Origin of the sequence: Pseudomonas sp. JY-Q (genome assembly GCF_001655295.1) — a bacterium.
Taxonomy (GTDB): Bacteria; Pseudomonadota; Gammaproteobacteria; order Pseudomonadales; family Pseudomonadaceae; genus Aquipseudomonas; species Aquipseudomonas alloputida.
In genome coordinates this window covers 4035400-4047512 of the sequence record NZ_CP011525.1, presented here as the reverse complement: position 1 = coordinate 4047512, position 12113 = coordinate 4035400, and the positions used below count along the sequence as shown (strand labels likewise).

8 protein-coding genes are annotated in these 12113 nt (G+C 64.9%); 2 read left to right on the top strand and 6 right to left on the bottom strand.

The window, feature by feature from the left end; translation table 11 throughout:
- Window positions 1-100 precede the first annotated feature (100 nt).
- From AA098_RS18410 to AA098_RS29575, 6 genes are all read right to left on the bottom strand, one after another.
- The gene (locus AA098_RS18410; RefSeq protein WP_064614872.1) at window positions 101-367 is read right to left on the bottom strand and encodes a DUF2934 domain-containing protein; all 267 of its coding nucleotides are present in this window, start codon (window positions 365-367) and stop codon (window positions 101-103) included.
- A 14-nt stretch (window positions 368-381) separates the two neighbouring features.
- Window positions 382-3156 carry a malto-oligosyltrehalose synthase gene (locus tag AA098_RS18405; protein WP_064614870.1) on the bottom strand — a complete coding sequence of 925 codons (2775 nt, stop codon included), beginning with the start codon at window positions 3154-3156 and terminating at the stop codon, window positions 382-384.
- Window positions 3153-5222, bottom strand: a complete 2070-nt coding sequence (malQ, locus tag AA098_RS18400) for a 4-alpha-glucanotransferase (RefSeq protein WP_064614869.1) — start codon at window positions 5220-5222, stop codon at window positions 3153-3155. The genes AA098_RS18405 and malQ overlap by 4 nt, the downstream gene beginning before the upstream one ends.
- Entirely contained in the window at window positions 5219-6961 is a 1743-nt protein-coding gene (gene treZ / locus AA098_RS18395) for a malto-oligosyltrehalose trehalohydrolase (protein ID WP_004576080.1), read from the bottom strand. Before treZ ends, malQ begins: the two co-directional genes overlap by 4 nt.
- Window positions 6962-6975: 14 nt before the next feature.
- On the bottom strand, window positions 6976-8535 hold the full coding sequence (gene glgA, locus AA098_RS18390; RefSeq protein ID WP_003251283.1) for a glycogen synthase GlgA: 1560 nt from the start codon (window positions 8533-8535) through the stop codon (window positions 6976-6978).
- A 649-nt stretch (window positions 8536-9184) separates the two neighbouring features.
- The gene (locus tag AA098_RS29575; RefSeq protein WP_003251280.1) at window positions 9185-9352 is read right to left on the bottom strand and encodes a DUF6026 family protein; all 168 of its coding nucleotides are present in this window, start codon (window positions 9350-9352) and stop codon (window positions 9185-9187) included.
- Window positions 9353-9554: 202 nt separating this feature from the next.
- Between AA098_RS29575 and gnd the strand changes: the two genes are divergently transcribed.
- On the top strand, window positions 9555-10538 hold the full coding sequence (gnd, locus tag AA098_RS18385) for a phosphogluconate dehydrogenase (NAD(+)-dependent, decarboxylating) (protein ID WP_047604817.1): 984 nt from the start codon (window positions 9555-9557) through the stop codon (window positions 10536-10538).
- Window positions 10535-12040: a glucose-6-phosphate dehydrogenase gene (gene zwf / locus AA098_RS18380; RefSeq protein ID WP_064614868.1), complete on the top strand. Its 1506-nt coding sequence runs from the start codon at window positions 10535-10537 to the stop codon at window positions 12038-12040. The genes gnd and zwf overlap by 4 nt, the downstream gene beginning before the upstream one ends.
- Window positions 12041-12113: the final 73 nt, after the last annotated feature.

Below are 12113 nucleotides of genomic sequence, written 5' to 3'. Positions count from 1 at the left end.
TGCTGTCCTGCATTGGCCTCTTCGCGGGTAAACCCGCTCCTACATGCGCCTGTGATGAACCTGTAGGAGCGGGTTTACCCGCGAAGAGGCCAGAATAGGTTTAACCGGCAGTAGGCTTTTTCACCGCCCGGGGCTTTTTCACCGCAGCGGGTTTAACCCCCGGCAGGGCAGCCGCCTTGGGTTCTGCAGGCGCCTTCGGTTTGGCCGCTGCTTTCTTGCGCGGGGCTGCCTTGGGCGCCAGTGCTTCGGCCTCGGCCAGCTTGCGGGCCATTTCCCAGTGGCGTTCTTCCTCTCCTACGGGCTTACCTTCGGATTCCCAGATCTGGTAGGCAAATTCGCGAATACGCTTTTCATCGACACTCATCATGACGCTCCTGATGCTCAAGATTGTTGTATCAACACGTTGACCGGAAACTCCGCCAGCACGGCGCTCAACAGCAACTCCTTTGAAGAGCTGACCGCCGCACAGGCGAAAAGTCCCGCCGAGTTGGCAGGTGACAAGGCAAACGGCAATACCAGCCGGGTGTCGTCCCAGTTCTGTGCCGGGATCAACGGTGTAGCGGCACCTCCGAGCAGGCTGCTGGCCAGGCGTGGGGCGACGACGATGGCGTGCTCGCCTTCCCCCAGGCGAGCAAAGGCAATGACTTTGTCAGCGTGCCGGCCCTGTACGGTCAGTGGCAGGTAGGCACCGCGGCGGAACAGCTCGGCGTGGGCTTGGCGGCAGTCCAGCACCCGCGCGATCAAGGCCTGTTTGACGCGGCCGTCGCGCCAGTGCGCCAGCAGCTCGGCTGCCGGCGTGGCGTCGTCCAGCGTGCGACGCCTCGACGCGTAGTCCACGGCGCGGCGGTTGTCCGGGTCGACCAGGCTGAAGTCCCAGTATTCGTTGCCCTGGTAGAGGTCGGGCACACCGGGTGTGGTCATGCGCAACAGGGCCTGGACCAAGCCATTGAGTGCGCCGGGGCAGGCCAGCAGCTGCGCCGCGTCGGCCAGCGACTTGCGCAGTTGCTGGTTCTCGCTGTCCAGCAGCAGGCCGTCGAGGTAATGAGCACAGGCGCCTTCGTAGGCCTCGTTCGGTGCGCTCCAGCTACTGCGCAGCTTGCCCTCGCGCAGGGCCTTCTGCTGCCACTGGCGAACACGCTCGGCGTATTGGCGCAGGGCATTGTCGTCGTTCAGGTCGAGGTCCAAGGGCCAACTGCCGAGCAGGGTCTGTAGCAGCATCAACTCGTCGCCGGGGCTGGGTGCCAGCCCGTCGTCCAACTGCGCGCGCAGGGGGGCGGCCAGCTCACGCCAGTGCTCCACCCGGCTGGCCAGCCACGTGCCGCGCTCGCTGAGTACGGCCAGGCGTGCACGCGTGTCTTCGCCGCGCTTGTGGTCGTGGGTGGCGGTGGTCAGCAGGTTGTCGGGGAAATCGCGCAGGCGCCGCTGGGCCTCGTTGTGGAAATGCATGGGGGGTGCGCTGAAGCGCTCGGCCTCGAAACCCACGTCGTTACGCGACAGCAGCCGCGCGCTGCGGTAGAAGGCGGTGTCTTCCACGGCTTTGGCGGCGCTGGGCGCAGTCAGTTGCTGGAAGCGAACGCAGGCGTGGCGCAGTTGCTTGCGGGCGCGCCCGGGTGGCAGGTGCCGCCAGGCTTGCCCGCCCAGCCACCGTTCAAGTTGGTCCAGTAGCGGCCAGTCGGCTTCGGCAAGGTCTTGCCGGGCGTTGGTCAGGGCCTGCTGGAAGAACGTTTCGTCCTGCGCCGGGCGCCCGCAGGCATTGAAGTAGGTTCGGTAAACCGGGTAATGCGCCACCAACGCCTGCAAGGCCCGGCGAATCGCGCCCAGGGTCAGGTCACGGGTCATCAGGTCGTTGCGCGCCACCTGCAACAGTGCCTGGGCCACCGACTCGCAGTCACCGGCCAGGCTGGCGTTGAGCACCAGGTGACGGGCCTGGCGCACTTCTTCGGTGAACGCCGGGCGCTCGCTGACGTTGCTCCACAGTTCGCTCAGCGGCGCTTCGCCGGCCGGATCATGTTGCAGCAGCGACACCTGGTTCATGAACTCGTAGCCGGTGGTGCCGTCGGTAAGCCAGTCGCGGTGCAGGTGCTCGTCGGCACCCAGGATCTTTTCCACGTACAGGGGGAAGTGCTCCAGCCCTGCATTCAGCGGCCGCCGCGCCAGCAGGCCATCAACCCGCCGGCGCAGTTTGCGGCAGTAGCCACGCGGGTCGGCAAGGCCGTCGATATGGTCGATGCGCAGGCCGTCCACCAGGCCACGTTCGATCAGTTCGAACAGCTTGGCATGGGTGGCTTCGAACACCACGGCGCGCTCCACGCGCAGGCCGCCCAGCTCGTTGATGTCGAAGAAGCGCCGCCAGTTGATGTCGTCGGCGGCGGTGCGCCAGCTGGCCAGGCGGTAGGTCTGGCGCTCCAGCAGCAGGTGCAGGCGCTTGAAACCGGCCTCGCTGCGGCTGTCGAAGGCCACCAGGGCCGATTCGAGGTCGGCACCTTCGCGCACCAGGCGTGCCAGTTCGGCTTGGAGCGGCAGGCTATCGGCCAGCGGGGTGGCCGAGTCGCCCAAAGCAGTGAAGCGTTCGGCCAGAGCCTTTAGCGCAGGCTCTGGGCTGAGCGCGAGAATCCAGCCGTAATCGACCGGGCAGATCGGGAAACGATGCGCGTAATGGGCCACCTGCAGCAGCCCCTGCTGTTTGTCGAACTGCAGCGGTATCTCACCCTTCTTGAGCGCCACGCCGTAGTCGCTGCCGAGGAACGGCAACAGCAGTTGCCCGGCCAGCAGTGGGTCGCTGGAGTGCCACTGGATGTCGAAGAACGCTGCATACGGGCTGCGCCGTCCCCAGGCCAGCAGGCTTTGCCACCAAGGGTTGTCGGCACCGCCCACGGCCATGTGGTTGGACACCGTGTCGAGGATCAGCCCCATGCCATGCTGGCGCAGGGCGGCGACCAGGCGCTCCAGCGCGGCCTCGCCGCCCAGCTCCGGGTTGACGCAGGTAGGATCGACCACGTCGTAGCCATGGCGCGAGCCAGCGCGGGCCTTGAGGATGGGCGAGGCATACAGGTGGCTGATGCCCAGCTGGGCGAAATACGGCACCAGCGGTACAGCGTGATCGAGGGTGAAGTCGCTGTGGAATTGCAGGCGCAGGGTCGCGGTCAGTGGCTTCATCGGTCACGCTCCCACGCCTGTTCGCGGGCCTGGGCCAGCAGCTCCAGGCGCCGTGCGGCGTCCTCATCGTCGAGCAGTTCGCGTACTGGAAGGGCAAAGCGCCGCCGCCAGTTGGGATGGCCATTGGTGGTGCCCGGCAGGTTGGGTTGCTCGTCGCAACCCAGCAGGTCTTCCAGCGGTACCAGCACCAGCGGCGCACTGGTATGGCCAACGAAGCGGATGGCCGCATCGATCAGCGCGTCGTTGTCCTTCAGTTCGCCGTAGTTGGCCTCCAGGATGCGGCGCAGGCCGTCGCGTTCTTTCTGACGCTCGTGTCGCCAGTGCAATTCAGCAGCAGCATCAATCAGTTGCAAGCGGTGTCTCCAGTCGATGTCGCGGTTTGCCAGCCAGCCGGCCAGTGGCGCCAGGTCGTGGGTGCCGGTTGTGGCCAGGGCATTGTCTGGCCAGTCGAGAATCGGCTTGAACTGGCCCGGCTGGGTCTGCTCGAACGGCAGCACGCGCATGCCCAGCACCGCCTTCTCGGCCAGCTTCTCACGCAGGCTGTCGGGCACGGTGCCCAGGTCTTCGCCGAGGATGATCGCCTGGTGACGCACCGACTCGAGCGCCAGCAGGCGCAACAGGTCGTCTAACGGGTAATCGAGGTAGGCGCCTTCGCTGGGTTTGGCCCCCTGTGGGATCAGCCATAGCCGGCGCAGGCCCATCACATGGTCGATGCGCAGGCCGCCAGCGTGGGCGAGGTTGGCCCGCAGCATCTCGATGAAGGCGCGATAGCCATTGCGCTTGAGGCCCTCGGGCGAGAAGGCGCAAATGCCCCAATCCTGCCCGACGTGGTTGAGGATGTCGGGCGGCGCACCCACGCTCAGGCCGGCCAGCAGTTCGTCCTGACGGCTCCAGGCCTGGCTGCCGGCACCGTCGGCGCCCACCGCCAGGTCGGCGATCAGGCCCACGGCCATGCCGTTGCTGCGGGCCGCTTCGTGGGCACGTTGCAGGCCACGTTCGGTCAGCCACTGGCAGAACGCGTGGAACTCGACCTTGGCCGGGTAGGCATTGGCTAAAGCCTCCACTTCCGGGTGGTAGGGGTCATGCCAGGCTTTGGGCCAGTTGCGCCAGTCGGCACCAAGGCCGTGCTCCACCGCCTGGGCCTGCAGCACCTCGAAGCGGCAGTGGTGCTCCAGCGTCTGGCCGCCGGCTTCGCGGAAGCTGTCAAAATCAGTGCGTAGCGGGTGGTCGCCTTGGCTGAAGCCTTGGTAAAGCGCTTCAAGCAAACGCAGCCGGGCGCTGGCGGCGCGTGGCCAGTCGACCAGAGGGCGTTGCTCCAGCTCTTCGAGTTGTTGCTCCAGCCCGCAGGCTTCGATGGCCATGCGCACCTCCCGTTCACCCAGCAGGGCCGCGGGGCTGGTGTACAGGGTGTTGAGCAGCAGGCGACTGGAAGGTGAGTAGGGGCTGTAGTGTTCCTGGTCGATGGCCGACAGGGCGTGAATCGGGCTGATAGCCAAGGCATCGGCGCCGCGCTCGGCGGCCGAGCGGGCCAACTGCTCCAGCGCCAGGCAGTCGCCGAAGCCACCATCGCCGGGGCGGCGCAGGCTGTACAGCTGCACTGCCAGGCCCCAGTAGCGTGGTGGCGGCTGTTGCACCTTGTCTTCCAGGCTGTGGCAGCGTGTTGGCGCCACCGCCACGGTGAAGCGGCGGCTGTCGATTTCCACCTGGTGATAGCCGATGGGCAGCTCGCCGGGCAGGCGCGCCTGGTCATCGAGGCTGAGGGTGACCGAGGTGTGATCTTCCAGGGTGCAGTGGGCCACGCTGGCGGCACTGAAGTAGCGCGCCAGCGCTAGCGGCTGGCCTAGGTCGGCGGTCAGCAAAGGCGGCAGGTGTTCGCTGTCTTCGGCGGTTTCCACCGCACGCAGGCTGGCGGCAACGGCCGCGTCATCGCCGGCCGGGTGGCCAAGGCCTTCGAGGACGTTGCGCAGCACGTCGTCGCTGACACGCTGGGGCCTGGCATTGGCGTCAATCCAGTCGCGGTTCAGCCCGACGCTGGTTGCCAGACGGTGCAGGGCGGTTTCGCTCATGGGCGCTCCTGGGCAGGGGGAAGCAGGCTGACCACGCAGCTGTAGGCAGCCAGGTGGGTATCCGGGTGGCGGGTGTCGCTGCTGTCGAACAGCCGTGTGGTTGGCGCGGGCAGTTCGACGGCCTGCGGGGTGTCGGCCAGGTTCAGGTCGATGCGCAATGTGTTGCCATTGCCCAGCCGCCAGCGCGCGGTCAGCGCTTTGTCTGCGTGCACCTCGGCGCCCAGCGCACGGCTGCCGGGCAAGTGCGGGATGACGTGGCGGCGGCGCAGGTCGAGCAGTTGCTGGTAAAGGCCGTGCCAGCCGGCGATCACCGCCTTGTTTTGCGGGCGTGAGGACGCGAACGTCTGTTCGGCGTTGGGGTCGGGAATGTGCTCACGCTGCGTGGGGTCGGCGAACGCGGTGAAGTGGGCGAACTCGCCACGACGGCCTTCGCGGACGGCGTCGGCCAACGCGTCATGGAAGTCGGTAAAAAACAGGAACGGCTGGCAGCTGCCGGCTTCGTCGCCCATGAACAGCAGCGGAATCATGGGGGCCAGCAGCAACAGGCCGGTGGCTGCACGCAAAGCTGGCGCGGGGCATAGGCGGGTCAGGCGCTCACCCAGCGCGCGGTTGCCGACCTGGTCGTGGTTCTGCAGGAACAACACGAAGGCACTGGGCGGCAAATGCCCGCTGGGTTCGCCGCGTGATTTGCCATGCCGGTTGGCCTGGCCCTGGAACACGAAACCTTCGCCAAGGCACCGGGCCAGTTGGTCGATGGGGCGATGCTGGTAGTCGGCGTAGTAACCTTCGGTTTCACCAGTCAGCAGCACGTGCAGGGCATTGTGGCCGTCGTCGTTCCACTGGGCATCGTAACCCTGTTCCAGCAGGCCTGCCTGGTTGTGCTCGTTCTCCAGCACCAGCCACACGTGCCGGCTCGGTTCTACGGCGGCGCGTACCCGTTGGGCCAGTTCGATCAGGAAATCGGGCTGGTCGATGGCATGCACGGCATCCAGGCGCAGGCCGTCGCAGCGGTAGTCGCACAGCCACATCAGGGCATTCTGGATAAAGTACTCGCGTACCTGCGGGCGGCGAAAATCGATGGCCGCGCCCCACGGTGTCTGCCGGTCTTCACGGAAGAACGGGCTGGCGTACTGGTGCAGGTAATTGCCGTCAGGTCCGAAGTGGTTGTACACCACATCGACCAGCACCATCAGCCCGTGGCCGTGGGCCTGATCGATCAGTGCGCACAGCTGCTCGGGGCTGCCGTAGGTGTTCTGTGGGGCGTAAGGCAGTACGCCGTCGTAGCCCCAGTTGCGTTCGCCGGGGAACTGCCCCAGCGGCATCAATTCGATCGCGCTGATGCCCAGTTCGGCCAGGCGCGGCAGTTGCCGGGCAACCCCGGCATACCCCCCGAGCAGGCCGACATGCACCTCCTGGATCACGGCCTCATGCCAAGGCCGGCCCTGCCACGGGTGCTGCCAGGCATAACCGGCCACATCCACTACCTGGCTTGGCCCCTGTACGCCGTCGGGCTGGTAGCGCGAGGCCGGGTCGGCCACCTGCAGCTCGCCGTCGATACGGTAGTGGTAACGGTCACCGGCCTTGCATGGCACTACGCCGCTGTACCAACCCTCATCATCCGGCAGCAGTTCGATGGCCGGCTGCTGCTCCAGTTCCACGCTCACGCTGCGCGCATCCGGCGCCCAGAGGGCGAAGCGCGCCGACGTGGCGTCCAGCAAGTGTGCGCCATGTCTGTGCATCTTCTGACCCCCGCTCAGTAGTGGCTCAGTTGTGTCTGCTTGACCAGGTCCTCGTACAGGCGGGCATAGGGTTCAACCGCCTGGCACCAGTTGAACGGCTGGGTCATCGACAGGCAGCGCATGGCGTTCAGCAGGTCCTTCTTGCCGTAAACATAGAAGGCGCGGCTGAGTGCCTCGCGGTAGCTCTCGACGGTGGACTCGTTGAACAGGAAGCCCGTCACGCCGCACTCGATGGTGTCGGCCAGGCCACCGGTATTGCGTGCTACCGGCAGCGAGCCGAAGCGTTGCGCGTACATCTGGCTAAGGCCGCACGGCTCATACCGAGACGGCATCAGCAGGAAATCGCTGCCGGCGAACATGCGCCGGGCATCGGTTTCATTGAAGCCGATACGCACACCGATGCGGCCCGGGTGACGCAGCGCCAGCTCGCGCATGGCCTGTTCTTCTTCCGGCTCGCCGCGGCCGATGATCGCGATCTGCCCGCCTTGCTCGACGATGTAGTCGGCCACGCCCAGGGTCAGGTCCAGGCCCTTTTGATAGACCAGGCGGGACACCACGGCGAATAGTGGGCCTTCGGAATCTTCCAGGCCGAACAGCTCGCGCACCTCCTGGGTGTTACGCGCTTTGCCCTCCCAGTCATTGATGCTGAAGTTGTGTTGCAGGTGCTTGTCGGTAGCCGAGTCCCAGCTTTCGTCGATGCCGTTGGGGATGCCACCGAGCAGGCCTTGCTGGGCCTTGCTGGCGAGGAAACCGTCCAGGCCGCAGCCGAATTCCGGGGTGGTGATTTCCCGGGCATAGGTGGCGCTGACTGTGGTGATGTGGCTGGAGTAGGCCAGGCCGGCCTTGAGGAACGACAGCTTGCCGTAGAACTCCATGCCTTCTTGCTGCATGGCATGTTCGGGTATCGCCAGCTCCGGGCTGCAACCGCGGCTGTACACCCCTTGGTACGCCAGGTTGTGGATGGTGAACAGCGTGGGCGTATTCAGGCCACGCCAGTGCATGTAGGCCGGGGCCAGGCCGGCCGGCCAGTCATGCGCGTGCACCACTTCCGGCGTCCAGTGGATCTTGCCTTCGCCGGCAGCGATTTCGGCGGCAGCCAGGCCCAGGCGGGCGAAGCGGATGTGGTTGTCGGGCCAGTCGCGGCCATTGTTGGCACCATAGGGTGTGCCGTCGCGCTGGTACAGTTCGGGGCAGATCAACACATAGATGACCAGGCCGTCGGCCATGTCCATGCGCCCGATCTTGCAGGGCGGCAGGGCCGCGTGACCACCCAGTTCACCCACGATATGTATAGGGTTGTCGCTTTCCATCACCTGGCGGTAGCCGGGGATAAGTACCCGCACATCGTGCAGGTGCGCCAGGGCACGGGGCAGGGCAGCGGACACGTCACCCAGGCCACCGGTTTTCACCAGATCAGCGATTTCCGAGGTCACGAACAGAATCTTGCGCATGTTCGGGTTTTGCTGGCGCTGGGCGCCGGGTGCCTTGCCTGTCGTGGCGAAGTCCGGGGTGAGCGGCTCGCGGTTATCCGGTTTGAAAGCGTCTACGTGAGGCTCGACAGCGGCACTGATCATACTTCTCTCCGTCCCTATGCTTGGTCGGGTGCTGGCACCCGTGGCGATGTTTCGTGCTGGTTCTCTCTAGTTTGAATCTGCTTAGTGCGTTCCATGCCCCAGGGTCGTGCGCGCAGGCACTACGCGATCAGCATTCCGGCCGAAAGCGCTTGGACTGGTTGGGGTGTGTGGGCCGAGGATCGGGAATAGCCCGATGCGTCTGGCCTACTTATGTTCATGACCTGCCGGGTTTCCTGAAAGTTCGACTTTTTTGGGGTCACTCTTCCATTGAGCAAATGGCGGGCCGAAAACTGAGTGTAGGAGAGAAAGTGCTAAAAAGGTGACCCACTGGTCACTATTGTTATGTGCGCAATAGACGCAAACGTTGGCGTTTGTGACGGGTTGCGAAAAGGGGTGGGCGAGTGTGGGGCAGAGGGGTTTCGAGCTGCGCCAAATTGTGGCTCGTTACGCGCAATGCACCGTTTGGGTGCGTAGGCGTAAGCGTGGCTTTAGGCTGCGAAGAGGTGGGTATGGGCGCAGGATTCTGCTTTCAGTGCTGGCCCTTTTTGGGCACAAAGCCGCTTCGGTTGCCCGATAGGGTTCAAAGACGGCGACTGGATTCAGGATCGGGTGGGAGCCATGCAGCCCCCACAGGCGAAAAAGGAATCGATCAGAGGCTGACCGCTTTATCGCCAGCGCGCTGTTGCGCCAACAGCAGGTTCAACTGGGCGACCTGCTGACGCAGCTGGTCACGTTCGTCTTTAAGTTTACGCAGCTCATCACGGCGCACGGAGACATAGAGGGTCTGGGGTGGGGTTGCAGGCATCAATGTACCCATGAGCACACCTCGCGGTTTTGGCTGGTGACAAGTCAAAGCGTAGACGCTTCACGCGGGGCGCATTCTGAATTCTTTCGCAGGCGTTGGGAACTTTTTTGTATATCGTGGTCTTGCCGTTCGTCGCTGAACCCTCGGGCGGCATGCTGGACTAATCTGAAAAGCTGGACTGTCGTCATCCATTTCGAAAAGGGAGCATTGGCTCATGCAACTGGGAATCATCGGGCTGGGCCGTATGGGCGGCAATATCGCAAGGCGCCTGATGCGCGCCGGTCACCGCACCGTGGTGCACGACCGCAACCGTGAAGCCATCATCGGCCTGGAGGGCGAAGGCGCCCAGGGCGCGCATGACCTCGGTGCACTGGTACAAAAGCTGAAAGCGCCGCGCGCGGTCTGGGTGATGCTGCCGGCTGGTGACGCCACCGAGCAGACCATCGCGCAGCTGGCCGAAATGCTGGAGCCGGGCGATGCGATCATCGACGGCGGCAACACCTTCTACAAGGACGACATGCGCCGCGCCGCCGAACTGGCCAAGCGCGGCCTGCATTATCTGGACGTCGGGACGTCCGGCGGCGTGTGGGGCCTGGACCGCGGCTACTGCATGATGATCGGCGGCGAAAAGGACGTGTTCGAGCGCCTCGAACCGCTGTTCAAGGCGCTGGCACCGGGCGTGGGCGACATCCCGCGTACCCATGGCCGCAGCGGCGAGCACCAGCGTGCCGAGCACGGCTACATCCACGCTGGCCCACCCGGCGCCGGGCACTACGTGAAAATGGTGCATAACGGCATCGAGTACGGCCTGATGCAGGCCTATGCCGAAGGCTTCGACCTGCTGCGCAGCAAAGGCGGCAACGAGTTGCCCGAAGACCAGCGCTTCGACCTGAACGTAGCCGAAATTGCCGAAGTGTGGCGACGCGGCAGCGTGGTGACCTCGTGGCTGCTCGACCTCACCGCCGATGCACTGGTGGCCGACCCTCAGCTGTCGCAATTCAGTGGCTCGGTGTCCGACAGTGGCGAAGGCCGCTGGACCATCGACGCCGCCGTCGAGCAGGCGGTGCCGGTGCCGGTGTTGTCCAGCGCACTGTTCGCGCGCTTCCGTTCGCGCCAGCAACAGGGCACCTACGGTGACAAGATCCTCTCGGCCATGCGCCTGGGCTTCGGTGGCCACGTCGAGAAGAAAGGCGAATGACTAAACAGACCCTTGCGGCCGCCCCTCCTTGTACCCTGTTCCTGTTCGGCGCCAATGGCGACCTGGTCAAGCGCCTGCTGATGCCCGCGCTGTACAACCTCAGCCGTGACGGTTTGCTGGACCGTAACCTGCGCATCGTCGGCGTTGACCATAACCCGGCCAGCGCCGAGGATTTCGCCGCGCGCCTGCACGCGTTCATGGTCGAGCGTGACAAAGGAAGCGAGGGCAGCGCCAAGTGCCTGGACGAGAAGCTATGGGCCCGCCTGGCCAAGCGCCTGGATTACCAGACGGGCGACTTTCTCGATCCGGCCACCTACCAGGCCCTCGCCAGGCGCATCGACAAGACCCGCCACGGCAATGCCATCTTCTACCTTGCCACGTCGCCGCGCTTCTTCCCCGAGGTGGCGCAGCGTCTTGGGCAGGCCGGCCTGCTGGACGAGTCTGCCGGCGGCTTTCGCCGGGTGGTGGTTGAAAAACCGTTCGGCACCGACCTGGCCAGTGCCGAGGCGCTCAACGCCTGCCTGCTGAAGGTGATGGGTGAACGGCAGATCTACCGCATCGACCATTACCTGGGCAAAGAGACGGTGCAGAATATTCTGGTCAGCCGCTTTTCCAACGGCCTGTTCGAATCGTTCTGGAACAATCACTACATCGACCACGTGCAGATCACCGCAGCGGAAACCGTTGGTGTCGAGACCCGTGGTGCGTTCTATGACAGCACCGGCGCCCTGCGCGACATGGTGCCCAACCACCTGTTCCAGTTGCTGGCGATGGTGGCCATGGAGCCGCCGGCCGCGTTCGGCGCTGATGCGGTGCGCGGTGAAAAGGCCAAGGTAATCGGCGCTATCCGCCCATGGTCGGCAAAAATGGCCCTGAAGAATTCCGTGCGTGGCCAGTACCGCGCTGGCAAGCAGGGGCGCAAGCCGTTGCCAGGCTACCGTCAGGAGGCCAACGTCGCGCCGGATAGCCAGACCGAGACCTACGTGGCGCTGAAGGTGATGATCGACAACTGGCGCTGGGCCGGCGTGCCGTTCTACCTGCGCACCGGCAAGCGCATGAGCGTGCGTGACACCGAGATTGCCATCTGCTTCAAGCCCGCACCGTATGCGCAGTTTCGAGAGTCGGAGCTGGAACGGCCCAAGCCCAACTACCTGAAAATCCAGATCCAGCCCAATGAAGGCATGTGGTTCGACCTGCAAGCCAAACGGCCCGGGCCAGAGCTGGTGATGGAGAATGTCGAGTTGGGTTTTGCCTACAAGGACTTCTTCAAGATGACCCCGGCCACTGGCTACGAGACGCTGATCTATGACTGTCTGACCGGTGACCAGACCCTGTTCCAGCGGGCTGACAACATCGAAAACGGCTGGCGAGCGGTGCAGCCGTTTCTCGATGCCTGGGCCCAGGGCGGCGAAGTGCATGAGTACTCGGCTGGCGAAGATGGGCCTGAGGCCGGCAATGAATTGCTGACCCGCGACAAGCGGGAGTGGCACCGGTTGGGGTGAGAGGTTTCAAGCCTGTGCCGGCCCTTTCGCGGGCAAGCCCGCGCCTACAGGGCATTCCATTCCCTCAGGCACC

Coding starts and splice junctions, on each gene's coding strand:
- AA098_RS18410 (WP_064614872.1), bottom strand. CDS start 367: ATGATGAGTGTCGATGAAAAGCGTATTCGCGAATTTGCCTACCAGATC.
- AA098_RS18405 (WP_064614870.1), bottom strand. CDS start 3,156: ATGAAGCCACTGACCGCGACCCTGCGCCTGCAATTCCACAGCGACTTC.
- malQ (WP_064614869.1), bottom strand. CDS start 5,222: ATGAGCGAAACCGCCCTGCACCGTCTGGCAACCAGCGTCGGGCTGAAC.
- treZ (WP_004576080.1), bottom strand. CDS start 6,961: ATGCACAGACATGGCGCACACTTGCTGGACGCCACGTCGGCGCGCTTC.
- glgA (WP_003251283.1), bottom strand. CDS start 8,535: ATGATCAGTGCCGCTGTCGAGCCTCACGTAGACGCTTTCAAACCGGAT.
- AA098_RS29575 (WP_003251280.1), bottom strand. CDS start 9,352: ATGGGTACATTGATGCCTGCAACCCCACCCCAGACCCTCTATGTCTCC.
- gnd (WP_047604817.1), top strand. CDS start 9,555: ATGCAACTGGGAATCATCGGGCTGGGCCGTATGGGCGGCAATATCGCA.
- zwf (WP_064614868.1), top strand. CDS start 10,535: ATGACTAAACAGACCCTTGCGGCCGCCCCTCCTTGTACCCTGTTCCTG.